Origin of the sequence: Aurantimonas sp. E1-2-R+4 (assembly GCF_036549515.1) — a bacterium.
GTDB lineage: Bacteria > Pseudomonadota > Alphaproteobacteria > Rhizobiales > Rhizobiaceae > Aurantimonas > Aurantimonas coralicida_A.
In genome coordinates this window covers 18,830-45,192 of the sequence record NZ_JAZHLK010000009.1, presented here as the reverse complement: position 1 = coordinate 45,192, position 26,363 = coordinate 18,830, and the positions used below count along the sequence as shown (strand labels likewise).

17 protein-coding genes are annotated in these 26,363 nt (G+C 64.5%); 3 read left to right on the top strand and 14 right to left on the bottom strand.

Annotated features, from left to right (window positions below; all coding sequences use genetic code 11):
• Positions 1 to 26: 26 nt before the first annotated feature.
• Entirely contained in the window at positions 27 to 1,307 is a 1,281-nt protein-coding gene (locus VQ045_RS06410) for an MFS transporter (RefSeq protein WP_331829509.1), read from the top strand.
• Positions 1,308 to 1,358: 51 nt separating this feature from the next.
• Here VQ045_RS06410 and VQ045_RS06405 read toward each other — a convergent pair whose 3' ends face one another.
• The 3 genes from VQ045_RS06405 to VQ045_RS06395 all read right to left on the bottom strand — a co-directional run bounded on the left by VQ045_RS06405 (position 1,359) and on the right by VQ045_RS06395 (position 6,784).
• Positions 1,359 to 3,347 carry a PhoX family protein gene (locus VQ045_RS06405; protein WP_331829508.1) on the bottom strand — a complete coding sequence of 663 codons (1,989 nt, stop codon included), beginning with the start codon at positions 3,345 to 3,347 and terminating at the stop codon, positions 1,359 to 1,361.
• A 109-nt stretch (positions 3,348 to 3,456) separates the two neighbouring features.
• On the bottom strand, positions 3,457 to 4,401 hold the full coding sequence (locus tag VQ045_RS06400; protein WP_331829507.1) for a DMT family transporter: 945 nt from the start codon (positions 4,399 to 4,401) through the stop codon (positions 3,457 to 3,459).
• 82 nt (positions 4,402 to 4,483) lie between these two features.
• Positions 4,484 to 6,784 carry a xanthine dehydrogenase family protein molybdopterin-binding subunit gene (locus VQ045_RS06395; RefSeq protein WP_331829506.1) on the bottom strand — a complete coding sequence of 767 codons (2,301 nt, stop codon included), beginning with the start codon at positions 6,782 to 6,784 and terminating at the stop codon, positions 4,484 to 4,486.
• Positions 6,785 to 7,012: 228 nt separating this feature from the next.
• On the opposite strand from VQ045_RS06395, the gene pepN reads away from it, so the two are divergent.
• Both pepN and VQ045_RS06385 read left to right on the top strand, forming a co-directional pair.
• Complete coding sequence (pepN, locus tag VQ045_RS06390) at positions 7,013 to 9,661, top strand: aminopeptidase N (protein WP_327625113.1); 2,649 nt, start codon at positions 7,013 to 7,015, stop codon at positions 9,659 to 9,661.
• Between the two features lie 132 nt (positions 9,662 to 9,793).
• Positions 9,794 to 12,157, top strand: a complete 2,364-nt coding sequence (locus tag VQ045_RS06385) for a PAS domain-containing sensor histidine kinase (protein ID WP_327646545.1) — start codon at positions 9,794 to 9,796, stop codon at positions 12,155 to 12,157.
• A gap of 25 nt (positions 12,158 to 12,182) precedes the next feature.
• Here VQ045_RS06385 and VQ045_RS06380 read toward each other — a convergent pair whose 3' ends face one another.
• The 11 genes from VQ045_RS06380 to VQ045_RS06330 form a co-directional block, all read right to left on the bottom strand.
• A complete protein-coding gene (locus tag VQ045_RS06380; RefSeq protein ID WP_327646543.1) occupies positions 12,183 to 15,185 on the bottom strand; it encodes a bifunctional [glutamine synthetase] adenylyltransferase/[glutamine synthetase]-adenylyl-L-tyrosine phosphorylase in 3,003 nt (1,000 codons plus the stop codon).
• Complete coding sequence (locus VQ045_RS06375) at positions 15,172 to 16,584, bottom strand: sensor histidine kinase (protein ID WP_331829505.1); 1,413 nt, start codon at positions 16,582 to 16,584, stop codon at positions 15,172 to 15,174. The genes VQ045_RS06380 and VQ045_RS06375 overlap by 14 nt, the downstream gene beginning before the upstream one ends.
• A gap of 22 nt (positions 16,585 to 16,606) precedes the next feature.
• Positions 16,607 to 17,323 (bottom strand): response regulator transcription factor, encoded by a 717-nt coding sequence (locus VQ045_RS06370; protein ID WP_327625117.1) that lies wholly within the window; start codon positions 17,321 to 17,323, stop codon positions 16,607 to 16,609.
• 142 nt (positions 17,324 to 17,465) lie between these two features.
• Positions 17,466 to 18,986 carry a Do family serine endopeptidase gene (locus tag VQ045_RS06365; protein ID WP_327625118.1) on the bottom strand — a complete coding sequence of 507 codons (1,521 nt, stop codon included), beginning with the start codon at positions 18,984 to 18,986 and terminating at the stop codon, positions 17,466 to 17,468.
• Positions 18,987 to 19,175: 189 nt separating this feature from the next.
• Positions 19,176 to 19,670, bottom strand: a complete 495-nt coding sequence (locus tag VQ045_RS06360; RefSeq protein ID WP_327625119.1) for a cytochrome c-type biogenesis protein — start codon at positions 19,668 to 19,670, stop codon at positions 19,176 to 19,178.
• A gap of 3 nt (positions 19,671 to 19,673) precedes the next feature.
• The gene (locus VQ045_RS06355) at positions 19,674 to 21,659 is read right to left on the bottom strand and encodes a heme lyase CcmF/NrfE family subunit (RefSeq protein ID WP_327625120.1); all 1,986 of its coding nucleotides are present in this window, start codon (positions 21,657 to 21,659) and stop codon (positions 19,674 to 19,676) included.
• Entirely contained in the window at positions 21,656 to 22,153 is a 498-nt protein-coding gene (gene ccmE / locus VQ045_RS06350; protein ID WP_327625121.1) for a cytochrome c maturation protein CcmE, read from the bottom strand. The genes VQ045_RS06355 and ccmE overlap by 4 nt, the downstream gene beginning before the upstream one ends.
• On the bottom strand, positions 22,150 to 23,646 hold the full coding sequence (ccmI, locus tag VQ045_RS06345; protein ID WP_331829504.1) for a c-type cytochrome biogenesis protein CcmI: 1,497 nt from the start codon (positions 23,644 to 23,646) through the stop codon (positions 22,150 to 22,152). Before ccmI ends, ccmE begins: the two co-directional genes overlap by 4 nt.
• Before the next feature lie 142 nt (positions 23,647 to 23,788).
• Positions 23,789 to 24,193, bottom strand: a complete 405-nt coding sequence (locus VQ045_RS06340; protein WP_331829503.1) for a hypothetical protein — start codon at positions 24,191 to 24,193, stop codon at positions 23,789 to 23,791.
• 101 nt (positions 24,194 to 24,294) lie between these two features.
• Entirely contained in the window at positions 24,295 to 25,680 is a 1,386-nt protein-coding gene (locus tag VQ045_RS06335; protein ID WP_331829502.1) for an ATP-binding protein, read from the bottom strand.
• Positions 25,661 to 26,332 (bottom strand): response regulator transcription factor, encoded by a 672-nt coding sequence (locus VQ045_RS06330; RefSeq protein WP_253963704.1) that lies wholly within the window; start codon positions 26,330 to 26,332, stop codon positions 25,661 to 25,663. Before VQ045_RS06330 ends, VQ045_RS06335 begins: the two co-directional genes overlap by 20 nt.
• Positions 26,333 to 26,363: the final 31 nt, after the last annotated feature.

Below are 26,363 nucleotides of genomic sequence, written 5' to 3'. Positions count from 1 at the left end.
TGACATCTTGAGCCAAGGCGAGTTTTATGCCCGTGCCCGTCCAGATCCTGCCGATCGTCTCGCTGCTTCTCTCGACCTTCTTTCTGATGGCGGGCGCGGGTTTGATGGGCATCCTCCTGCCGGTTCGCGGCTCTATCGAGGGCTGGTCGAGCTATCAAATCGGCGCTTTCGGCACCAGTTACGCTATCGCCTTCACGCTCGGCTGCTTCGTGATGCCGCTGATCGTGCGCCGGGCTGGGCATGTGCGGACCTTTTCGAGTCTCGCCGCGTTGCTGGCGATCTCGGTGCTCTTATGCGCAATCTTCCTCGATCCAATCGCCTGGATCTTCTTTCGCGCCCTCGCCGGCTTCGCCTTGGCCGGCACCTACATGGTCGTCGAAAGCTGGCTCAACGAGCGCGTCACCAACGAGACCCGAGGGACGATCTTTTCGGTCTATATGATCGTCACCATGGCGGCGATGATGGGCGGTCAATACGTCATGCCATTGAGCCGACCCGAACTCGCCATTCCTTTCATGCTCTGCGCCATTTTGTTCGCACTGGCGGTGATCCCGACGGCCATGTCGCAGGCCCCCTCCCCGAAGCCACTGACCACCGTGAAAATCGATCTGCGTCTGATCTTCCGCAATTCGCCGGTGGCTTTCATCGGCGTGTTATTGGCCGGCGTTCTTTCCGGCGCATGGAACAATATGGCGCCGGTTTTCGGTCAGAAGGCCGGTCTTTCCACGACGGAGATTGCCACCCTCGTCGTCGCGGCGATGGCTGGCGGCATCGTGTTCCAGGTGCCGCTCGGACGCATCTCGGACAGGGTCGACCGGCGTTATGTCATGACCGCCGCCGGGCTGATCGGCGTCGCGGGGGCAACGGCGGGCGTGTACGTCGCAGACGCCGGGGCCATCGCACTTTTCGTCGTCGCCTTCATGCTGGGCGGCATCATCTACCCGACCTATTCCCTCGCCGTTGCCCACGCCAACGACTACGCCGCCGACGAGGACTTCGTGAAGATCTCCAGTGGCCTGCTCATCCTCTATGGGATCGGGACGATGATCGGACCGCTCTACGCCGCCTATCTCATGGAGACCTTCGGCCCGCGGGGCATCTTCCAGTCGATCGGAACGGCTGCGGCACTCTATGCCGCCTATGCGTTCTATCGCACTTTCCGGCGGGTCTCGCTGCCGGCCGACGAGCGGGCCGACTTCCAGACGACGCCGCTCGCCCGCACCCAGACTCCGACGAGCTTTGCGCTCGACCCGCGCGCCGAGGCGCCACAGGAATTCGACGAAGCCGAGCCCTTGCCCGTCAAATGAAAGGGGCGGCCCCTGCGAGCCGCCCCCATTCAACCTTAGCGAAATACGCGATTAGGCGATCTTGCCGCCGCCCTGCTTGGTGATGGCGATCAGCGACGGGCGCACCGGCATGTCGTCCTTGAAGTCGGGCCAGCGGGTCGAGGGATCCTCATAATAGGACGGACGGCCAAAGCCCTCCCAGTCCTCGCCGCCATCCGCCGGATGCTGAACCGCGACGAAGGCGGTCTGCATGTCGGGCAATAGCAGCGGCCCGCACATCTCGGCGCCGACCGGCACCCGGAAGAACAGCTTCGACGTGCCGCGCGCCTCGCCCTCGGTATCGACGGCGAACAAGCCGTCGGTGCGCCCGGTCTTCTTCGGCGACATGCCGTCGGTCGCGACCCACAGCCGGCCCTCGCTGTCGATTGCGCAATTGTCCGGCATACCGAACCAGCCGTTTTTGGTCGTCTCGGTAGAGAACGTCGCGCCAACCTCGGCAACGGACGGATCGCCGCATTTGAGAAGGATTTCCCATTTGCCCGTCGTCGCGGCGAAATCTCCCCCGTCCTCGGCGATCTCGATGATGTGGCCGAAGGCATTGTCGACCCGCGGATTGGCCGGGTTCGGCTCCTCGCGCTTGGTGTTGTTGGTCAACATGACGTAGACGCGGCCATTGGAGCCATTGGGCTGGATGTCCTCCGGGCGATCCATCTTGGTCGCCTCGAGAAAATCGGCGGCCAAGCGGGTTTCGACGAGCACGTCCGCCTGGCTTTCGAAGCCGTTCTCGGCCGTGAGCGGTCCCTCGCCAAAGGTCAGCGGCAGCCAGGCCACCGTTCCGTCCTCGGCGAACTTTGCGACATAGAGCGTGCCCTCCGCCAGCAGATCCATGTTGGCAGCGCGATCGTCGGCGTTGTAGGTGCCCACGGTGACGAATTTGTAGACATAGTCGAAGCGCTCGTCGTCGCCGAGATAGAAGACGACGCGGCCGTCCCCGTTGACGATCGACTCCGCGCCCTCATGCTTGAACCGCCCCATCGCGGTCCGCTTCTTCGGCACCGAGTTCGGATCCTCCACGTCGACCTCGACGATCCAGCCGAAGCGGTTCGGCTCGTTCGGCTCCTTGGAAACGTCGAAGCGGTCGTGGAACTTGCCCCACGCATAGGTCGCGTCCGGCACGCCGTAGCGCTCGTAGTTCCTGGCCTCGCGGTGATCCGCGGCCAATTCGCCCATGAAATAACCGTGAAAGTTTTCCTCGGCCATCACGTAGGTGCCCCAGGGAGTGACACCGCCGGCGCAGTTGTTGAACGTGCCGAAAACCTTGCGGCCAGTCGGGTCGGCGTTGGTCTGCATGCGCGGATCGCCGGCCGCGGGGCCGGTGAGTTCCATCTCGGTTTCGGCGGTGACCCGGCGGTTGTTCGCGCCGTCCTTCACCATCTGCCACTTGCCGCCCTCCTTGCGGATTTCGACGACCGAGCCGCCATGCGCGGCCATTTCGACATTGACCTGGTTCTCGTCGGCTTCGGCGACGACGAGCTTGTCGCCGTCCACCGTAACGATCCCCGGGAACATGAGATGATCGTTGGTGTATTCGTGATTGACGACCAACAGGCCGTGCTCGGACGAGCCGTCGATCGGGACGTAGCCGACATAGTCGTTGTTGTAGCCAAATTGCCGATTCTGGGCGTCCGGCGTCTGGGCCGTCGGATCGAACTCGGGCGAGTCAGGAAAGATCCCGTCGCCCCAGCGCAGCAGCACGTCGGCATCGTAGCCCTCGGCGACATGGTGGGTTTCGTCGACGCCAGCTTCGACTTCGGTGAAGTCGAAGCGCGATCCCGATGCGCTCTGCGCCTTCGCTTCGTCGGCGGCGACAAGCGCTAGGGGGCTCACCGTCGCTGCGATAGCCGTCGCGGCCAACGAACCGCGCAGAAAGTCACGACGTGAGAAGCGCGCGGCAATGATCTCGCCCATCGTGCGATTGTCGGTCGGATTATGACCCTCGCCCGCCGCGTCCTCAAGCTGCGTGGTCCGGAAGACCGTGCCGTTTCCAACATGTTCGTTCATCGAATGACCCCTTTATTGAAAGGTTAAGAACAATCCATCTTGCAATGGTTCTGCTCTCACCTAAAGGGCCAATGTCACGATGCGATGACGGTGCGCTGTCGGCGCTCTCTCAACCGCTGGGCGGCGTCACCCGCCGGGCCTTCGAGCGCTCGATACCCAGTTGATGCTCCCGCCAGATGATGAAGATGCCGGCGGAAATGACGATGGCAGCGCCGGCGAGCGTCGTCGAACTCGCGGCCTCATCGAAGGCGAAATAGCCGATAGCGATGGCCAGCAGCATCGAAGTGTATTCGAACGGCGCGATGGTCGAGGTATCGGCGAAGCGGTAGGCCGAGGTCAGCAGCAACTGCCCCACGCCGCCGCACAGCCCCGCCAGGACCAACAGCACCGCCTGTTCCCATGTCGGCAGCACCCACCCGAAAAAGATCGAGAAAAGCGCGATGCCGGACGACGTCAGCGAGAAATAGACCACGATCGTCGCGGTCTTCTCCGTGCGGACGAGTCGGCGGATCTGGATCATCGCGACGGCCGCCACCGCAGCCGAAATCACGGCCGCGATAATGCCGATCGCCTCCGCGCCGTCGACGGCGTCGCCGCCCAGGGTCAGCTTCGGCAACGTCACCACCACGATGCCGACCAGACCGATCAGTGCCGCGGTCCAGCGATAGAGGCGCACGACCTCCTTGAGGAAGACGGCGGCGAAGACGACCGTGAGCAGCGGCGCGCCATAGGTGATGGTGATCCACTCGGGATAGGGCAGTCGGGTCAGCGCGTAAAAACCGAGCCCCATCGAGGTGACGCCGATCAGCCCCCGGCCGATATGGGCGGGCAGATTGTCGGTCTTGAGCGCAGTCTTCAGATCGCCGAGCCAGGCGAGATAGAGAACCACCGGAACCAGGGCGAAGAACGACCGGAAGAATACGATCTCGCCGGCCGGGATGCCCTCGCCGCCCGCCTTGATCAAAGTCTGCATGGCGACGAACACCACGACCGACAGGCATTTCAGAAGAATGCCGCGCATCGGCGACTCGGCGGATGCCGGCCGACTGTCCATCCTCTCCCCTCTCCTGCCTCAATTTTGCTGTCGGCGCGGACGCACCCGGCCGGTCGTTGTGTCGCTTCCCTCTGCGGAGTCCTTAGCGAGCTGCCTGCAACGCCTCCCAAACCCGCAACGGCGTTGCCGGCATGTCGATATGGTCGACGCCGGCGGGCCGCAACGCATCGGCGACCGCGTTCATCACCGCGGGGGCGGCGCCGATGGTACCAGCCTCGCCGGCGCCCTTGATGCCGAGCGCGTTGGTCGTCGACGGGACGTTCCGGGTCTTGAAGGCAAAGAACGGCAGGTCCCAGGCACGCGGCATGGCATAGTCCATGAAACTTGCGGTGACGAGCTGACCGTCCTCGTCATAGACCGCGTTTTCGAGCAGGGCCTGGCCGATGCCTTGCGCGACACCGCCGTGGATCTGGCCGGCGAGCAGCATCGGATTCACCGTCACCCCGAAATCGTCGACGATCGTGTAGGCGAGGATTTCGATCGTCCCGGTCTCCGGATCGATTTCGACCTCGCAGATATGGGTGCCGTTCGGATAGGTCGCCTCGTCCTGCTTGAACTCCCCGACGGCCTTGCGGTCCTCGGCCGACGGGGCAGCCGCCGCGATGGCGGCGAAATCAATCGAACGGTCGGTGCCGACGATCCGGGCGGTTCCGCCGTCGAGCTCGATATCGCCGATCGATGCCTCCAATTCGTTCGCCGCCAGCTTCTTGATCTTGTCCGCCAGGGTCTGGCTCGCCCGCCGCACCGACACCGCGCCGAGCGGGATCGACCGCGAGCCGCCGGTTCCGCCGCCGGTCGGCGTGTCGTCGGTATCGCCCTGTTTCACGTCGATCAGATCGTAGTCGAGATTCAGCGCCTCGGCGACGAACTGGGCGTAGGCCGTGGCATGGCCCTGCCCGTTGGACTGCGTGCCGATCTTCAGTTCGATGCGCCCCGCCGGGGTCAATTCGGCATAGGCCGGCTCGGAGCCGGCGAAGGCGCAGGCTTCGACATAGGTGGCCATTCCGATGCCGCGAAGCTTGCCTTGTTCCTTGGCGCTCTCCCGGCGCGCTTCGAACTCCTGCCAGCCCGACTGCCGCATCGCCTCGGCGAGATGGCCCTGGAAGTCGCCGGTGTCGTACATGCGGCCGACCGCCGTCGTATAAGGAAGCTGGTCGGGGCGGATGAAGTTCTTCCGCCGGATTTCCTCACGGGCCAGCCCCATGTCGCGCGCGCATCGATCGACCAACCGTTCGATCAGATAGGACGCCTCCGGACGCCCGGCGCCGCGATAGGCATCGATGGGAACGGTGTTGGTGTAGACCAGGTGGCAATCGACATTGACCGCCTCGATATCATAGAGGCCTGGCGCCATCGACATGCCGAGATAGGGAATGAACGGCCCGTTCTGCGACAGATACGCCCCCATATTGGCGTAGAGGTCGATGTCGAGAGCGAGAAAGCGCCCGTCCTCGTCCGTCGCCATGCGTGCCGTAACGACATTGTCGCGGCCATGCGCGTCGGAGACGAAATGCTCGCCGCGGTCACCGGTCCATTTGACCGGGCGGCCGAGGCGCTTGGCCGCCACCAGCACCAGAACGTGTTCGCGGTACAGAAACGCCTTGGTCCCGAAACCGCCGCCGACGTCCTTGGTCACGACCCGCACCTTCGACGGGTCGACCTTGAGCACTTTCTTGGCCAGCACCGACTGAATACCGTGAACGCCCTGGCTGCCGGTCGTCAAAATCCAGCGGTCCTCGTCCTGCGACCACTCTCCAAGGGCGGAGCGAAGTTCCATATAATTGCAGACGAGACGGTTTTGACGGAGCGTGATCTCAGTCACCCGGGGCGCGTTCGCGAACGCCTCCTCGGTCCGCTGCTTGTCCCCCATGTTGAGATGGCCGCCGATGTTCCCGTCACTGTCCGGCCATACCGGCGCCGCGCCGTTCGCCGTCGCCGTTTCGATATCGGCAACGACCGGCAGGGGCTCATAGTCGACGACGAGGAGCTCGACGGCGTCCGCCGCCTGGGTCGCCGATTCGGCGACTACGAAGGCCACCGCATCGCCGACATGCCGAACGACATCGCGGCAGAGCACCGGAATGTCGCGGGCCGAGACCTTGCTGCCGTCCGGCTGTTCCAGCAATGCCTGACAGGGCACATCGCCGAGTTCAGCGACGTCCGCATGGGTCAGCACCAGATGCACGCCCGGCGCGGAACGGACGGCTTCGACATCCGTGATCGTGAAATTCGCGTGAGCATGTGGCGAGCGCACCACCACGGCATGCAGGATGCCGGGCCGGGTTTCGTCGTCCGTGTAACATCCCCTCCCCCGGATGAAGGCGTCGTCCTCCTTCCGCAGGGCCGAAGCGCCAAGGCCGAATTTCGGGGTCATCACGTTCATGGGAACAAGCTCCTGGACGGGGATGCGCTGCCGTTGCGGTTCGGCGCGCGAGTAGGGACGAGGCCACAACCGGCGTTTCGAACGCCTCACTTATTGCGTCGAACCACTTCCGTCGAGGGTCGACACCATCCCGAATGCCGGCGCTCGGCCGACCGACGACGCCATCGGTCGGTTGGCAATTCGTCCGCTTGGGGTTACCTCCCGCTGCAATACGAAAGGAACCGCCCTATGCTTCGCACCGACGACGGTCAGACCATCAAGCTCGAAGACTACCGTGCAACGGACTTCGTCCTGCATTCGGTGGCGATGACGATACGGCTGTTCGAGCGTCGCGCCGATATCGACACGACGCTCGAGCTTGAACGGCGCGAGGGAGCCGACGCCGCCGCCCCGCTGGTCCTCGACGGCGACGAATTGACGCTGACGGGACTGGCACTGGATGGCACGCCGCTGGATGGCGACCGGTACGAGGCGTCTCCCGGGCGGCTGGAAATCACCGGTCTGCCGTCTGGCGGACGCTTTACGCTCGACGTCGCGACGTCGCTTGTGCCGGAAAACAATACGAAACTGATGGGGCTTTACCGGTCCAACGGCATCTGGTGCACCCAATGCGAGGCCGAGGGCTTCCGCCGCATCACCTACTTCCTCGATCGCCCGGACGTGCTGGCGCCTTACACGGTCAGAATCGAGGCGGACCGGGTGGTCGCTCCCATTTTGCTGTCGAACGGCAACCCGGCGGAGACGGGCACCCTTCCCGACAATCGGCATTTCGCCGTCTGGGACGATCCTTTCAACAAGCCGTCCTATCTTTTCGCCATAGTCGCCGGCGATCTCGACTCGATCCACGAGCGATTTACCACCGCGAGCGGCAAACCCGTCAGCCTCGGCATCTACACGGAAAAGGGCCGCGCCGCGCAGGCTGGCTACGCCATGGATGCGCTACGGCGGTCCATGATCTGGGACGAACGGCGCTTCGGCCGCGAATACGATTTGGACGTCTTCAACATCGTGGCGATCGCCGATTTCAACATGGGCGCGATGGAGAACAAGGGTCTCAACGTCTTCAATCACAAATATGTCCTGCTCGACCCCGAGACGGCGACGGACACCGATTATGCCGGCGTGGAAACGGTCATAGCGCACGAATATTTCCACAACTGGACCGGCAATCGGATCACCTGCCGCGACTGGTTCCAGCTCTGCCTGAAGGAAGGGCTGACAGTCTATCGGGACCAGGAATTCAGTGCCGACGAACGATCGGCCACGGTTCAGCGCATCAGCTCCGTGCGGCGGCTGAAGGCGCATCAGTTTCCCGAGGACCAGGGACCGCTGCAACATCCCGTCCGGCCGACGGAATATCGCGAGATCAACAACTTCTACACGGCGACGGTCTACGACAAGGGCGCCGAACTGGTCCGGATGATCGCGACGATCCTTGGCCGCGACGGTTTTCGAACGGGCATGGACCTTTACTTCGACCGCCACGACGGCGACGCCGCGACGATCGAGGACTTCATCGCCTGTTTCGAGGCCGCGACCGGCGAGGACCTGTCCCACCTTGCGCGATGGTATGGCCAGGCGGGAACGCCCACCCTCACCGTCACGGAGGATTACGACGCGGCGACCGAGCGTCTGACGGTCGGTTTCAAGCAGACGCTCCAGCAAGGCACCGCAGCCACCGGAACCGCGCCGGTGCATATTCCGATTCGCTTCGGCCTCGTCGGCTCCAACGGACAGGACAAGGATGCCGCACCGGTGTCCGGCGCGGCTTTGCGAGGCGATGTCATTCATCTGACCGAGGCTGAAGACAGCGTCGTCTTCGAAGATCTGAGCGAGCGCCCGTATCTGTCCGTGCTCCGGGACTTTTCGGCACCGGTGACGCTCGATCACGCCCAGAGCGAGGCCGACCGCCTTGCCCTCGCCCGTCTCGACCCGAACCTGTTCAACCGCTGGCGCATCCTCAACGATCTCGTCGGCGCGGCGCTGACCAAGGCGAGCCGGGGTCCATCCCAGGCGGCCCAGGCCCCGCTGGCACCCGAGATCATCGATGCCATCCTCGGCTCGGCCGGTGACGAAAGCCTGGAAGCGGCATTCCGCGCCCAGGCGCTTGCCCTGCCCGGCGAGGCCGAAATCGCCCGCATGCTTGCGGAGAATGTCGATCCCGACGCCGTTCACGCCGTCGTCGAGGTGGCCCGGCGCGACGTGGGCAAGCGCGGCGCTTCGCTGTTCGCCCGTCTCCATGGCGACCGGCAAACCGGCACGGCTTTCTCCCCTGATGCCGTGAGCGTGGGAAGGCGGGCTCTCGCCAATGCCGCGCTCGGCTATCTCGCCACCGCGACCGGGGATTGCGGCCCGGCGGAAGACCAGTATGCGGCGGCCGGAAACATGACCGACCGCCTCGCCGCCCTGACAGTCCTGGTACATCGCTTTCCCGACACGCCGGCCTCCACGTCTGCGCTGAGCGATTTCTACGCCCGCTTCGAGCAGGATGGTCTCGTCATCGACAAATGGTTTGCGATCCAGGCGACGATCCCGAGCCCGAGGGCGGTCGAGATTGTCGCCGACCTCGCCTCGCATCCAGTGTTTTCCCTGAAAAACCCGAACCGCGTCCGGGCGCTTGTCGGTACGTTCGCGGCAGCGAACCAGCTGGCGTTCCACCGTCCCGATGGCGCCGGATACCGCTGGGTTGCCGGGCAACTGGTGGAGATCGACCGCCTGAACCCGCAGGTCGCGGCCCGGATCGCGACCACTTTCCGCTCCTGGCGAAGCCTGGAGCCCGCTCGCCGCGACAAGGCGAGTGCGACATTGCGGCAACTGCTTGAACTTAAAGACATCTCGACCGACCTGCGAGATATCTTGGGACGATCTTTGCGATAGGCGATCTGTTCATTGACTCCATAATCTTGTCGCAATTCAGCTCTGGACAAGGTGATTCGCCTCTGATCAATTGGCGGTGATTCGGATGTGCGGCATACTGAATCGTTGAGATGCGGTTACGAGGGGTTAAGCATGAGAGCGGACGCGTCAAACGCGCCGGCCGGGGGACTATTGTCCCGATTCGAGGCTTTGCTGACCGCCAAGACGGAGATCGCCGGGCACGCCAAGATGCTGGCGGGTCCGACCTACGAGAAACTCCTGCGCTCCGAAAAGGCGCTCCGCCGGGCCATTCCCATCCTGATCATTCTGTTTCTGGCGATCGCCGCGATCGCGCGCTTTGCGTCGCTCGTCGAAGAGCGTTTCGCATTGGAGGAAGCCGCACTGCGCGATCTCCAGATCGCCACGACGCTGATGCGGGCGGAAAGCCTGGTCGCCTATGCGTCGGATCCGAAGATGGCGGACGCGGACGCGCTGTTGACCAGTGCGGTTCCGGCCGCACTGATCCAGCAGGGACGCTTTGCCGTCGTCAGTAATGCCAGTGGGCTGATCACCGCGGTCATGCCGGGCTACGAACACCTCCTCGGCGATGATCTGATGCTCTTGCTGGACGAGTCGCAGGCGCTACTGATGTTCGGGCAGCGCGCGGGCGTGCAGCATACGCGGTTCCAGGGCGAGGCCGCCTTTGTCGCCAGCGCGACCCTGGCCGGCGGTCATGGCACCGTCACCTTCATCCAGCCCGACGTCGACCTGCTTGCCGATTGGCGCAGCGCGGTCTCGTTGAACGTCACGCTGTTCGCCTTCACCAGCATCATCATGCTGGTCATTCTCTACGCTTATTTCCGCCAGGCGACGCGCGCCCAGGACGCCGACGCTCTGTATCTGGAGACCCATCAGAAGGTCGACACCGCCTTGTCGCGCGGCCAGTGCGGCCTTTGGGACTGGGACATCGCCCGCGGGCGAATGTACTGGTCACGCTCGATGTACGAAATGCTCGGCCTGCAACCGACGGACAGTGTCCTTGCCTTCGGTGATGTCGCGCCACTGCTCCATCCCGACGACGGCAACCTGCTCGATGTCGCCCGGTGCGTCGCCGCCGGAAAGATCACCAGCCTCGATCACAACTTCCGCATGCGCCGCAGCGATGGCGCTTATGTCTGGCTCCGTGCGCGTGCCCAGGTGACGCGCACCGGCGAGAACGAGGTCCATCTGATCGGCATCGCGCTTGACGTCAGCGAGCAACAGGAACTCGCCCGCCTCACCGACGAAGCCAACAAGCAGCTCAACAGCGCGATCGAGAACATCTCGGAAACCTTTGTCCTCTGCGACAATCGCAACCGTCTTGTCCTCTGCAATTCCAAATACCGCCAGACCTTCGGCCTCACCGAGGCGGACGTCGCGCGCGGGACGCCGCTCGACGCGGTCATTGCCAAGGCCCGCAAGCCGATCAATAGCCACACGGTCACCAGCCCGGCATTCGCCGAGGGCGAGCGTGCCTCGGAGGCGCTGCTTGCCGACGGCCGCTGGCTGCTGCTGTCGGAGCGACGCACCGCTGATGGCGGATTCGTCTCAATCGGCACCGACGTGACGCAGCTCAAACTGCACCAGGCGCGCCTGTCGGACTCCGAGCGACGCCTGATGGCGGTCATCGACGATTTGTCGATTGCGCGGCGGGACGCGGAGAAGAAGGCCGTCCAGCTGACCCATCTGAATCGAAATTACGCCGTCGAAAAAGAGCGCGCGGAGGGCGCCTCGCGCGCCAAGACGACCTTCCTCGCCAATATGTCGCATGAGCTGCGAACGCCGCTCAACGCCATTCTCGGATTCTCCGAGATCATGCGCCAGGGGACCTTCGGCCCGATCGGCTGCGAAAAATACGGCGAATATACCGAAGACATCCATCAGAGCGGCCACTATTTGTTGCGGCTCATCGACGACATCCTCGACATGGCCAAGATCGAGGCAGGGCGCCTCGTCCTCTCTCCCGAGGAAATCGACATCGCGGAAATCGTCGCGGAGGCCACCAAGATCATCGAGGTCCAGGCCGAACAGAAGACGATCCGCTTCGAGGGGAGCGCCCCGGACCAGTTGTCGTTCCAGTCCGACCGCCGGGCAACCAAGCAGATCCTTCTCAATCTCTTGTCCAACGCGGTCAAATTCACCGACCCGGGCGGTACGGTCCGGCTGAGAGTGCGGGCCGTGAACGACGCTGCGCTGATCACCATCTCCGACACCGGCATGGGCATTCCCCAAGCCGCGCTAGCCAGCCTCTGTCGACCGTTCGAGCAGATCGAGAACGAATTGACCCGTAGCAACAAGGGGACCGGGCTCGGCCTCGCCATCGCCCGGTCTCTCGTCGAGCTTCAAGGTGGCCGTATGCGGATCAGTTCATGCGTCGACGTGGGAACTGTCGTGGCGATCCGCCTTCCGATCGCCCCGCCAAACGCAGCCCATGCGGCGGTAACGCAAATCGAGGCGGCCGAAACATTGGACGCCTGACCGCCAAGTCGCCCTGCTTCCGCGCTCAAGCCCGGCGAAACCCCGGGCCGGCCGCCTCTACTTGCGGCTCTTTGGAATCCGCAACGGGCAACAGCGCATCGAAAACCGCTCGGACGGCGGTCGCCGTCTCCGCCAGAAGCGGCTCCAGCCCATCCGTCCCGTCAGTCTCGAGCGCCCGAACCAAGCGGTCGGCAAGCCCCGGCGGCAGATCCTCCACTCCCTGGACGCCGCCTGGCCCGAGCCGCAGGATCTGGATGACGCAGGTGTAGCGGCGCATGGCGGCCGCCAGATCGCACCTTGCCTCAACACCGGCGGCCAGATCGGCCGCATCGAGGACGTCCGCCGTCGGCGCACCGACAAGGTCGAGATCGGCGCGACCGCTCAGCAATGCCCACTGCGCCAGAAATTCCAGATCGATGAGGCCGCCCGGTCGCAGCTTAAGGTCGAGCGCCCCCTTCGCCGGCTTGTCGCGTTCGATGCGCCGGCGCATGTCGCCGACGTCACGGGTCGTCGTCGCCTCGTCACGGGGTTGGCAAAGGATATCGCGAATGGTTCGGGTCACCTCCGCGCAAAGCTCCGGATCACCGGCGATCGGCCGGGAGCGCGTCAGCGCCATCCGTTCCCAGGTCCATGCCTCGTCCAGCTGGTAGCGGCGAAACGAGTCGATGCGGGTTGCCAGCGGCCCCATATTGCCTGAAGGGCGCAGCCGGAAATCGACCTCGTAAAGCACACCCTCACGCATCGGGATCGTCAGCGCCGCAATCAAGCGTTGCGTGAGACGGGCAAAATAAAGACCTGACGTTAAAGGCTTTTCGCCGTCGGATTCTTCGGCCTCTTCATCGTGGTCATAAAGCAGGATCAGGTCGACATCCGAGCCCGCCGTCAACTCGCGACTGCCGAGCCGGCCCATACCGAGCAGGGCGATTTTCGCACCAGCGACATGACCATGACGCACGGCAAAGGCTTCCGTGACCGCGTCCAACGTCGCCTCCAGCACCACGTCGGCGATGTTCGAGAAGGCTAGTCCTGCCCCACCGACATCGACCACGCCGCTGAGCAACCGCGCCCCGACCAGGAACCGCTGTTCCGACGCGAAAATCCGCAGTCGGGCAAGCACGTCCTCGTAGCCGTCGGCCTCGGTCAGGAACATCGCCAGACGTTCGGACATCAGGTCGCGGTCCGGTACCTCGTCGAAAAAGGCCGGATCGAGCAGCGCATCGAAGACGTGCGGACGCGCGGCGATCGTGTCGCGCAGCGCCGGCGCCGACGTGATGATGAGGGCGAGAAGGTCGAGGACGCGCGGATTGGAGGCGATCAGCGAAAAGAACTGAATCCCCGACGGCAGTCCCGCCAGGAACGTGTCGAAGGCGGCGATGGCGCCATCGGGGTCTTTCGCACCCGAAAACGCCTTCAACAGCATCGGCAGAACCTTGGTCAGGCGTTCCCGCGCGGTCTCCGAACGGGTTGCGCGATAGCGTCCGTAGCCCCAGGAACGTACAATTCTCGCGACGTCCTCGGGACGGGAAAAACCGAGTTCTCGCAATCGGGCGAGTGCTTCTGGATCGTCCTCGCTGGCCAGCAGTGCCTTGAATCCCGCTTCCTCGATCGCACTGGTTTCGCGGTCGCGTCCGTCGCTGAACAGCCGCGTGTAGCGCCGGTCGACTCGGCTGAGCCGTTCCAGCAGCGCCTTCGAGAACGCCGCGCGATCCTCAAATCCGGCGAGACGGGCGATGCGTTCGACCCCCTCCTCATCCTCCGGCAAGGTATGGCTCTGCTCGTCGGCCACCATCTGGATGCAGTGCTCGATGCGGCGAAGAAACCAGTAGTCCGAGACCAGTTCGGCCTCCGTCTCCTCCACGATCCAGCTCCCGGCGGCGAGCTCGGCGAGCGCCTTGTCGGTGCGGCGCTGGCGCAGCCTGGGTGCGCGGCCACCGGCGATCAGTTGCTGGGCCTGAACGAAGAACTCGACCTCCCGGATGCCACCGCGCCCAAGCTTCACATTGTGCCCAGCAACGCCGATGTCGTCGAAGCCGCGATGTCGATCGATGCGCGTCTTCATCGCCTGGATGTCGGCGATCGCCGCGAAGTCGAGATATTTCCGCCAGACGAAGGGCGTCAGTTCCTGAAGGAACGCCTCTCCCGCCGCGCGGTCGCCCGCCACCGGCCGCGCCTTGACCATCGCGGCGCGCTCCCAATTGCGCCCGCTGCCCTCGTAATAGGTGAGCGCCGTGTCGACCGAGATCGCCAGCGGCATCGCCCCCGGATCGGGCCGCAGCCGCAGGTCGGTGCGAAACACATAGCCGTCGGCCGTGCTCTCGCCGACGATCCGCACCAACCGACGCACCAATTTGGACAGCGTGTCGACCGCTTCCGTGGGGTCGGCGCAGATGCCGGCCGATTCCTCGAAGAAGACGATGAGGTCCACGTCGCTCGAATAATTGAGCTCGCCCCCGCCGAGTTTGCCCATGCCGAGCACGAACAACCCGCACCCCGTCTCCGGGTCCTCCGGATGCGGCAGCACGAGCTTGCCGGCGCGGTGCGCGTCGGCAAGACAGAAACGCAAGGCCGCGCCGATCGCGGCCTCGGCGAGATCGGACAAATCGGCGGTGGTCTCGGCGGGCGTCGCGGCACCGAACAGATCCCGCAAGGCGATCAGCAGCGAGACCTCGCGCTTGATCAGCCGAAGCTCCCTCATTAGCGCGCTTTCGCCCTGATCCGTCGCGGGCAGTTTTCGCAACGGGGCGATCCGCTCGGCGATGCGCTGCTTCGCGTCCTGGTCGAACAACGCCTCCAGCCACTCGGGATGCTGCTGCATCTGGGTGTTCAGATAGGATGAGAGGTCGAGCACGGCCCCAAGACGTTCGGCCTCCGGGCCACCTTCTGTCAGGAACGCCACGAGCCTTGGGCACTCCCCCGCCGCGGCCGCCGCTTTCAGATCGGCGAGCCACGCCGCCGCCTTGTCCGGGTCTAGCGGCGCCAATCGGTGGCCGCCGCCGATCCCGAGACCTCTTGCCTCATCCTTCGCCATCCAGAAGCGTCTTTCCGTCGAGAGGGAACTCCAGGATCACTGTAAGGCCCGGAGCGGCATCCTCAAGCGTCAACGTTCCGCCATGCACACGGGCGATGGCCTGAACCAGCGACAGACCGAGCCCGGAGCCCGGCAGCGAGCGGCTCTGGTCGAGACGATAGAAGCGCTCCAGCACCCGTTGGCGCTGCTCGGCGGGGATGCCGGGACCATTGTCCGAAACCACCAACCGGCACAGCCCCCCGTTCTCCGCGAGCCGGATCGCGATCACCGTGCCGCCGTCGCCGGTTGCGTATTTCAGTGCGTTGTCGAGAAGATTGGACAGCGCCTGGGCGATCAGCTCCCTGCTGACCGAGGCGATCACTGGTGCGGCCGCGTCAATGACGAGGCGGGCGCCGGCCTCTTCGGCCAGTGGCTCGTAGAGTTCACCGACATCGGCGACGATCGTGGCGATATCGACCCGATCCTTGAGAACCGGATGCGAGCCGGCCTCGACCCGCGAGATCATCAAGAGCGCGTCGAAAGTGCGGATCATCTGGTCCGCCTCGGCGATCGTGCCTTCCAGCGCCTCGCGCGGATCGCCCTCACCGGACGCCGTCGTCAATGCCGCCTCGGCGCGGTTGCGCAACCGCGTCAGCGGAGTCTTGAGATCATGCGCGATATTGTCGGAGACCTGCCGGAGCCCTTCCTGCAACAGGGCAACCCGCGCCAGCAGCGTATTGAGGTTTTCCGATAATCGATCGAACTCGTCGCCCGCGCCGGTCACCGGCAGCCGCTCGGTCAGATCGCCGGCCAGGATGCGGGCGCTCGACGCCGACATGCGGTCCAGCCGCTGCAAGGCGCGGCGACCGACCAGGAGCCAGGCGAACAGCGCGCCGGCACCCATCAGCGCCAGCGCCAGGATCAACGCGCTGCGGACGATCTGGCGAAAGCGTTCCTGTTCGGTCTGGTCGCGTCCGACAAGCACGCGCATGCCGTTCGGCAGGCGGACGACCTCGGCGAGAGCGAGATGATAGCGATCGTCGGCATTCTCGGCGAAACGCTCATACGCGAAGACCTTTTCGGTGAAGCCTGCTTCGTCGAGGACGCCGGCCTGAAGGTTCTCGACATTGCCGGCGATGATCCGGCCGGTCGCGTCGGTGACCAGATAGAGCGAAGCCCCCGGTTGGCGGGCCCGCCGGTCAACGGTCCGCACGAGGCCGATGATACCGGTGGTACGGTAGACCTGCGCAAGGTCGCTGAGTTCCTCGGAAATCGCCACGCGGCTCTGGCTCTCCAGAATTCCTGACGCCGTGGCTGTGACATAGAAGACGAGAACGACAGCGAAGACGGCGAAAAGCAGCAGGTAGACAGCCGACATGCGAACGGCCGTCATGCGCATCAGCGCCTTCAGTCGCTCCATGCCCCGAAACCTCTTACCTATTCTATTCGCCGGTCCGCATGATGTAGCCGGAACCACGAACGGTATGCAGCAGCGGGGAATCGAAGTCCCGCTCGATCTTCGAGCGCAGCCGCGAGATATGGACGTCGATGACGTTGGTCTGCGGGTCGAAATGATAGTCCCAGACGTTTTCCAGAAGCATGGTGCGGGTAACGACCTGGTTGGCGTGTTTCATCAGATATTCGAGCAGACGAAACTCGCGCGGCTGGAGCACCACCACCTTGCCGGCGCGCCGGACTTCGTGGGAAAGGCGGTCGAGTTCGAGATCGCCGACGCGGTAGCTGGTCTCGACGTCCTTACCGCCGCGGCGCCGGCCGAGCACCTCGACCCGGGCCAGCAGTTCGGAAAAGGCGAAGGGCTTGGCCAGATAATCGTCGCCCCCGGCCCTCAGCCCGGTAACCCGGTCGTCGACTTGGCCCAGCGCCGAGAGGATCAGCGCCGGCGTCCCGTCGCCCTTTTCGCGCAGCCCGGATATCACCGAGAGGCCATCACGCTCCGGCAACATGCGATCGACGATCAACACGTCGTAGGTGCGGGTGTCGGCCATATGGAAGCCGGTCTCGCCATCGCCGGCATGGTCGGCCACATGACCGGCCTCGCGCAGCGCCTTGACCAGATACGCCGCCGCCTCGCGGTCGTCTTCGATGATCAGGATGCGCATGGATTCGGTCGATGTTCCAAGGGCCGTGGAAGAGGACATGATCGGCTCCCTTATCTGATCCATTTTGCGCAAAAGAAAAGCGGCGAAGGTGCAAAGGCAACTCATTGCGAGCTGCCCGCCCCTTCGCCACCCATCGGGAACCGGCCGGCGACCGGGGAAGGTTACCGACCCGGAGCAGGGATCAGCCCTTGTCGATCGGCAACGCCACGAAGCGGTTCTGGTCGCCGTTCTTCAGCTGGAAGAGCGCAGCCTTGCGGCCGTTCTTCGAGGCATCCGCAAGCGCGGCCTGCACCTCCTTCTGGCTCGCAACGCTCTTGCCGTTCACCGCGATGATGACATCGCCCGCTTCGACGCCCTTGTCGGCCGCCGATGAGTCCGGATCGACATCGGTCACGACCACGCCCTTGCCGTCCTCGGACGGCGTCAGCGTCAACCCGTAACCGGACAAGGAGGACGGATCGACCGGAGCCTTGCGACTGCTGGATTCTTCAGCCGACGACGCCTCGTCGAGGCTTGCGAGATTACCGAGCGTGACCGAAATGTCCTGCGCCTTGCCGGCACGCCAGACGGTGATGTCGACCTTGGTGTCCGGCTTGTAGTTGCCGATCTTGCGAGCCAGCTCACGCGGGCCATCCACCGTCTCGCCATCGACCGCGGTGATCACGTCGCCGGTCGCGACCCCGGCCTTCGACGCCGGCGTTTCCGTCTCCGGCAAGGTAACGATCGCGCCCTTTTCGTCGGCGAGCCCAACTGCTTCGGCGATATCGTCCGTCACCGAGGCGATCTGGACGCCCAGCCAACCGCGTTCGACATTGCCGCCGTCGCGCAGAGAAGCGACGACGTCCTTGGCGACCGAGGCTGGAATCGCGAAGGCGATGCCGACATTGCCGCCGGACGGCGAGAAGATCGCCGTGTTGACGCCGATGACCTTGCCGTCGAGGCCGAAGGCCGGACCGCCGGAATTACCCCGGTTTACCGCCGCGTCGATCTGCAGGAAGTCGTCATAGGGGCCGGCGCCGATGTCGCGGCCGCGCGCCGAGACGATGCCGGCCGTAACCGAGCCGCCGAGGCCGAACGGATTGCCGACGGCCACGACCCAGTCGCCGATGCGAACCGCCTCGTCATCGCCAAACTCGACATAGGTGAACTTCTTGTCGTCCCGGTCCACCTTGAGCAGCGCGAGATCGGTGCGCTTGTCGGTGCCGATCAGCCGGGCGTCGTATTCGGTGCCGTTGTCCATGACGATCGTGTATTTGCTGCCGTCGCCGACAACATGGTTGTTGGTGACGAGATAGCCGTCATCGGAGATGAAGAAGCCGGACCCCTGGCCCATCGACTGGCGCGGCTGGCGGCGTGGGCGCATGCCCTCCGGCATGCCGTTCTGGCCGGGGATGTCGAAGAAGCGGCGAAGCGGGTGATCCTCCGGCAGATTGTCGAAGGGGCTGGCCATATCCTGACCGTCGGCAACCGCAGGCGAGATGTTCTGCGTGACCCGCACCGAAACCACGGCCGGGGAAACCTTCTCGACCACATCGGCGAAGCCGAAGTTCTTTGCTGGCGCCTCGACCTGAACCGGCTGGGCGAAAACCGGCATGGTGTTGGTCACAACACCTCCGGAAAAGGCCAGTCCGGCCACGCCGGCGGCCAGCGCACCGGCGATCAGACCGCCACGCTTGGTCTTGCTCTTCGTCTCGTTCCGCATCGAAAACCCTTTCGCTAGGTCGTTCAAATCCCAGGCGAACCGGCGTACACGCCAAACTCGCCATCGATGCGACCAGAGATAGGGGGTCCGAGGTTACAGGAGCTTTTCGACTGCGTGAAATCTTCGTAAGGTTGCGACGTGACGACGAGCGCCGGTCAGCGCGGCCGCCCGTGTTCCGTCGTTTTTTACCTACTGTCGCGCCTTGACGACGTCGGCAATGGCGGCTTCCTCTTCGGCCGAAAGCCGCGGCGGCGTGCCGCTTTCGCGTCTGCGGCTACGCAGGGCCATCAGAGCGAATCCGATGCCGCCGAGCAGCAGGATGATCGGCGCGCCCCAGAGCGCCAGCGTCGCCCAGTCGAAGCGCGGCTTGAGCAGCACGAATTCACCGTAACGCGACACCAGATAATCGAGGACTTCGTCGTTGGTATCACCGGCGACAAGGCGTTCGCGGACCAGAAGGCGCAGGTCCTTTGCAAGATCGGCGTCGGAATCGTCGATCGACTGGTTCTGGCAGACCAGGCAGCGCAAACCCGCCGAAAGTTCCCGCGCCCGGGCTTCGAGCACCGGATCGCTCAAGACCTCGTCGGGATTGACGGCGAAGGCGGGCCCGACCGTCAACCCGCCCGGCAGCAGAATGGCGAGCAAGGCGAAGACCGAAAGCAGATATCGAAAGCGCCTAATCATGGCTCAGACCTTCGCCATCACGGCCGTTCGCTTCCGGCTGCGCGCCGGTGCGCCGACCCGCAGCCGCCGATCGGCCAGCGAGATCACCCCGCCCAGAGCCATCAGGACCGAGCCGATCCAGATCAGCGTGATGAACGGCTTGTACCAGATGCGCACGACGGTCGAACTGCCGTCGTCGGCCGGATCGCCCAGCGCGATGTAGAGCTGAGAGAACCAGCGGGTGCGGATGCCGGCTTCGGTCGTCGGCGCCTGCCGTGCCGGATAGAAGCGCTTGCCGCTTTCCAGCGTGCCGGCGTCGCGGCCGTCGCGGCTCAGCGCAAACGTACCGACCTGCTCCTCGAAATTCGGCCCCTGACGCGGCGCGATACCCTCGTATCGCAGCGTGTAGCCACCGACATCCACGCTGTCGCCCGGAGCCATCGAAAGCACGTCCTCGGTCTCGAACGACGACACGGTGACGACGCCGAGCACCAGAACCCCGACGCCGAAATGAGCGAGAACCGTGCCGAAGGCCGAGCGCGGCAGGCCCCTCAGGCGTGACAGCCCCTTGCGCCAGCCCACCTTGGCGAAGTTGGCCCGGCCGTAGATATCCGTCAGGCTGCCGACCAGCAGCCAGACCGCGAGGCCGAAACCGAGTGCCGCCAGAATCTTCGTGCCGGAGGTCACCGCGACGACCACGATCACCGTGAACATCACCGCGCCGATGGCGAAATAAAGCCGCTGCGCGGCGGCGAGGAGATCGCCCCGCTTCCAAGCCAGCAATGGCCCGAACGGAAGCGCAAACAAAAGCGGCACCATCAGCGGCCCGAAGGTCAGATCGAAGAACGGCGCCCCGACCGAGATTTTCTCGCCGGTGATGACCTCGAGCACCAGCGGATAGAGCGTGCCGATCAACACGGTCGCCGCCGCTGTGGTGAGAAACAAATTGTTGAAGACCAGCGCGCCCTCGCGGCTGATCGGCGCGAATAACCCACCCGACTCCAGTGTTGAGGCCCGTATCGCGAACAGCGCCAGCGACCCGCCGATAAACAGACAGAGGATCATCAGGATGAAGATGCCGCGCTCCGGGTCCGTGGCGAAGGCATGCACCGACGTCAGCACACCCGAGCGCACCAGGAACGTCCCCAGCAGCGACAGCGAGAAGGTCAGGATCGCCAGGAGGATTGTCCAGATCTTCAGCGCCGAGCGCTTCTCCATGACCACGGCGGAATGCAGCAGCGCCGTGCCCGACAGCCAGGGCATGAAGGAGGCGTTCTCGACCGGGTCCCAGAACCACCAACCGCCCCAGCCCAGCTCATAATAGGCCCAGTAAGAGCCCATCGCGATGCCGGCGGTGAGAAAGATCCAGGCAACCAGCGTCCAGGGCCGCACCCAGCGTGCCCAGGCAGCGTCGATCCGCCCGTCGATCAGCGCAGCGACGGCGAAGGAGAAGGCGATCGAGAAGCCGACGTAACCGAGATACAAAAGCGGCGGATGGATCGCGAGGCCGATATCCTGAAGGATCGGGTTGAGATCCCGCCCCTCCATCGGAGCCGGCGCGAGGCGAGCGAAGGGGTTGGAGGTAAACAGGATGAACAGGAGGAAAGCGCTGGTGATCCACGCCTGCACGGAGAGGACGTTCGCCTTGAGGGTAGCCGGCAGATCCCGTCCGAACAGGGCGACAAGCGCTCCAAAGAACGCCAGGATCATCACCCAGAGCAGCATCGAGCCCTCGTGATTGCCCCACACGCCGGTGACCTTGTAGAGCATCGGCTTCAGCGAATGGGAATTCTCGAAGACGTTGGCGACCGAGAAGTCCGAGGTCACATAGGCGGTCGTCAGGGCCGAAAACGATATGGCGAGGAGCACGAACCCGCCGGTGGCGGTGATGGTCCCCGTCTCCATCAGCCGGGCATCGCCCGTCCGCGCGCCGATGACTGGCAAGAGCGACTGGACGAGCGACAGCGACAGCGACAGGATCAGCGCGTAGAGGCCGATTTCGACGATCATGAGCTCGCTCCGGTTGCCGTCGGTGTCTGTGCTGGCTCCGTATCGGACTTGACGACGCCCGTGCCCTCTTCCCACAAGCCACGCGCCTTCAGGTCGTCGACGACTTCCTTCGGCATGTAGTTCTCGTCGTGCTTGGCCAGGACCGTATCCGCAACGAAGACGTTGTCCGGTCCGAGCGTGCCTTCGGTGACGACGCCCTGCCCCTCACGGAAAAGGTCTGGCAGAAGCCCGGTATAGGTCACCGGCACGCTCTCGATCGTGTCGGTGACCCGAAATGTCACTTTCTGCGAACCGCCGCGCACGACCGACCCCTCTTCGACGAGGCCACCCAGCCGGATACGCTGCGAAGGCGCCGGTGCACTGGCGACGATGTCGGTGGGTGAATTGAAGAACGCCACCGAATCCGACAGCGCGGTCAGGACGAGGCCGGCCGCCGCGCCGATAACGAGGAGGATGGCCGCGATGGAAGTGAGCCGTTTCGCTTTCCGTGTCATTGGGTCTGTGTCGCCTCCGCGTCCGCCAGGCCGAGTTCCTGTCCGAGAGCGGCGATTTCCCGGCCCGCGGCAGTGTCCGCCTCAAAATGTTGAAACGCCGTCCGCAGCGCATCGCTCGCCTTGTCCGTCTCGCCCAAGACCTTATAGGAGCGAATCAACCGCTTCCACCCTTCGACGTCCCGCGGGTTGGATTCCAGCCGGCTTGCCAACTGCGAGACCATTCCCTGGATCATCGCCTGCCTGTCGTCCGCAGACATTTCGGAGGCGGCGGCTACATCCTCCTCGCTCGGTCGAGGCGGTGCGGATCGCGCCGTTTCCGCCGGCGTCAGCCCCAATTCTTCGCCAAGTGCCGCGATCTCCTGGCCAGCCGCGGAATCGGGCGCGAAGGCATCGGAGGCGGTCGTCAAAGCCTGAGCCGCTTTCTCGCTGTCTCCCAGAACCGTATAGGACCGGATCAAGCGTTTCCATCCTTCGAGATCGTCCGGGTTTGATTCCAGCCGGGCTGCCAGCTGCGAGACCATACCCTTGATCATAGCCTGACGGTCATCGACCGACATTTCGGAGGCGGCGGCCATGTCGGCTTCGCTCGGCCCCGGCGCTTTCGGATCGGAGTTCTTCACGACGGCGGTTGACGGCGCATCGGTGCCGGTCTTTTGGCGGGCGTCGGCAAGCGCTGCGTCGGCGATCTGCATCCAGGGCGCGTCTTTGGGGCTGATGTCGATGAGCTTCGCCCAAGCCGCCTCGGCCTTGGCGTAATCACCCTCTTGGGAGAGATCGAGCGCCAGGAAGAAATGCGCCGGCAAATAATCGCCATTGATGGTGAGCGCCTGCGCGAACGCCGCCTTCGCATCGTCCGTCACTTCGCCGTTGGCAGCCCGCGTCAACGCCTCGCCGAGGCCGCTTAGGCGGGACGCCGTCGGCTCGAGCAGACGAATGGCGTTCCGGAACGCGATGGCGGCGGCGTCCGGGCGGACCAGCCGCAGATAGATCGGCGCAAGCACATCCCAGCCGCGACCATCGTCGGGATTGGAACGAAGCTGCGCCTCGGCGGTGGCGACGAGGCCCTCGATATCCGTGCCGGGCACCGGTAACGGTGCTTGCCGCGTGGCGAGCGGCATATCCCGCAGGCCAGGCACCCCGAATGTCATGTAAAGAGCCGCCGAGCCAAGCGGCACCGCAATCGCGACGACGCTAATTGCGGCAACGACGCCCGGACGCATCCAGCCTGCTGCGCCGCCATCGCCGCTGCCCTTCACGCCGCCGGCCGCCTTCAGCAATCGGCGGCCGATCTCCGCCCGCGCGGTTTCCGCCTCATCGGCGGCGATGGAGCCCCGCTCGACATCGGCGTCCAGTTCACGAAGCTGCGCGGCATAAACTTCGACGTCGTGGTCGGCACGCGTGGCCGCCTCATCCGGGGAGGCGCGAAACAAGGGCCAGAGTGCCGCCAAAGTCGCGGCAATGGTCATGCCAGCTGCGATAATCCAGAACGCCATGACACCCTTACACCGAACGCCGGGGATCGAAGCAAATTGCCCCAAATGGCCGGCCGTCTCAAAACCAGATTCCGTCCGACGAGCCCTCTAGCAGACCTGGGCCGATTTGCCCATTCACTTCGTCAGGAACGGGGCGAGCGGATCAGGTGACCGGCTTCCAGAGCCCATTCGTGGTCTTGCAGGCGGTTCCGACGGCTTTGACCGGCTGTGCCTGGCCCTTGAACGTATGGGAGTAGCCCCGGCAATCCTGCGATCCGACGCGGTAGAGCTGTGTCGGCACAACCTCGCCACTATAGCCATCGACGGACCACTGCACCGCCTGCCCCGCCGAACCGTATTGCAAAGCCTGGAATTCAGCCTCCAGCGCCTTGGCGCGAGCCGCACTGGAAAAGGATTTCGCCGCGTCGCTCTGGCCGACCAAGCCGCCGTCGAGCGCCTGGACGCCGGCTGAGGCCGGAGTAAGCGAGGCGCCCCCAAACCCGGCACTGAGACAGCCCGCGAAAGGAAGGATCAGGAGGGGAAAGAGCAGCTTCAACACGATGCGCATGACGATTTCATCCGAGTGCGGCAGTCCGATGGGACTGAAACGACAGGGTGCGGGGTCCGGAGCAATCCGCGTGCCGCAGTTCGTCGGTTCGGTCTATGATGTCAAGCCGCACCGCCGCCCAAAGCGCGTGGCAGCACGATCGTCACCCGCAGGCCGCCGAGATCCGAGCGGCTGAATTCCAGTGCCCCGCGATACTCGGCCACCATGTCGGAAACGATCGACAGGCCGAGTCCGCTGCCGGGCGTTGCTTCGTCGAGGCGGCGGCCGCGCTTTTGCGCCTCAATGATCTGCGCCTCGGTCAACCCCGGACCATCATCTTCGATGACGGTCGCGAAGCGGTCCTCGGAAACGGGCTTGCCGGTCACGACGATCCGCCCCGCTGCCCACTTGCCGGCGTTCTCGAGCAGATTGCCGATGATCTCCTCGAAATCCTGACGCTCGCCGGCAAAGACCAGGCCCTCGGCCGAGGCCGGATCGAATTTGAGGTTGAGGGCTGGATTGAGCTTGGCGATCACCCGCACCAGCCGTTCGAGAGCCGGTCCGACCGGCGCGCGGAAAACGGTCGCGTCGGTCAGGGCAGCGACCCGCGCCCGGTCGAGATAATGCTGCACCTGCTGGCGCATGCGCTCCGCCTGATCGGCTATCAACTCGCCCTGCGATCCCCCCAGCGAGGCGGCCTCGTTAACGAGAACCGCTATGGGAGTCTTCAACGAATGCGCCAGATTGCCGACCTGCGTTCGCGACCGCTCGACGATGCGCCGGTTGTTGTCGATCAGCGCGTTCACCTCAAGGGCCAGCGGTTCGATTTCGGCGGGAAACCGGCCTTCCAGCCGTTCCGCCTTTCCAGCGCGCACATTGGTGAGCGAGCGGCGGACGGCACCGAGTGGACTGAGTCCCGCCAGGATAGCCAGGACATTGACAAGGATCGTTCCGACTCCCACGGCACCAAGATAATAGACGAGCGTACGATTGAAGTCGGCGACGTCGGCGGCGACAACACCGGCATTGCCCATCACACGAAACCGCGCCGCGTGATTCTGAGCGTCGAGCACGACTTCCGTCTCGACGACTTTCAACAACTCACCATCGAGGCCGCTCGCGTCGTAACTCCGACGATAAAGGGGATCGAAGGGAACTTGCGACGTCGGTTCGGACGCGATGTCGAGAATTCCGAGGGAACTGGAGATCAGCCGTCCCCTGGTGTTGTCACTCGCCGGAATGACCTCCCAATACCACCCGGACAGCGGCTGGGAATAACGCAGATCGCCGAGATCGGGGGAGCCGGACAGATAGCCGGTCTCGCTGACCGTCACGCTGTTGACGAGATTGTAGAGCTGTGCGGCGAGCAGGTCCTCGAAGCCGCGCGTCGCCGTCCGCTCGTAGAGCGTGGAGATCAGCCCCCCGACGACGACAAGGGCCAAAAGGGCCCAGACGCTGGATAGAACGATGACCCGGACGGTGAGAGAGTTAGCGGCCCGAATGGCCATCGCTCATCCTGTAGCCTTGTCCCCTGACGGTCTCGATCACATCGACACCGAGCTTCTTGCGCAACCGTCCAACAAACACTTCGATCGTATTGGAATCGCGATCGAAATCCTGATCATACAGGTGCTCGATGAGCTCCGTTCGGGAGACGATCTGATCCTGATGATGCATCAGATAATCGAGTAGCCGATATTCGTGCGAGGTTAGCTTCAGCGGGGTCCCGTCGAGCGACACACGCGACGCCCGCGTGTCGAGGCGGACCGGACCGCAATGGATCTCCGACGAGGCATGGCCGGCGGCGCGGCGGATCAGCGCGCGCATGCGGGCCAGCACTTCCTCGACGTGAAAGGGTTTCGTGACGTAATCGTCGGCGCCCGCGTCGATGCCGGCGACCTTGTCGCTCCAACGGTCGCGGGCGGTCAGGATCAGCACGGGCATGGTCCGGCCGTCGCGACGCCATCGCTCCAGAACGCTGATGCCGTCCATGACCGGCAGACCGACATCGAGAATGACCGCGTCATAGGGTTCGGTGTCGCCGAGAAAGTGTCCCTCCTCGCCGTCGAAGGCGCGGTCGACGACATACTCGGCGCCGGTCAGCGCCTCGGTCAGTTGCCGATTGAGGGTTTGATCGTCCTCGACCACTAGGATGCGCATGCCCGGCCTCGTCTTCTCGCTCTCGTCTTAT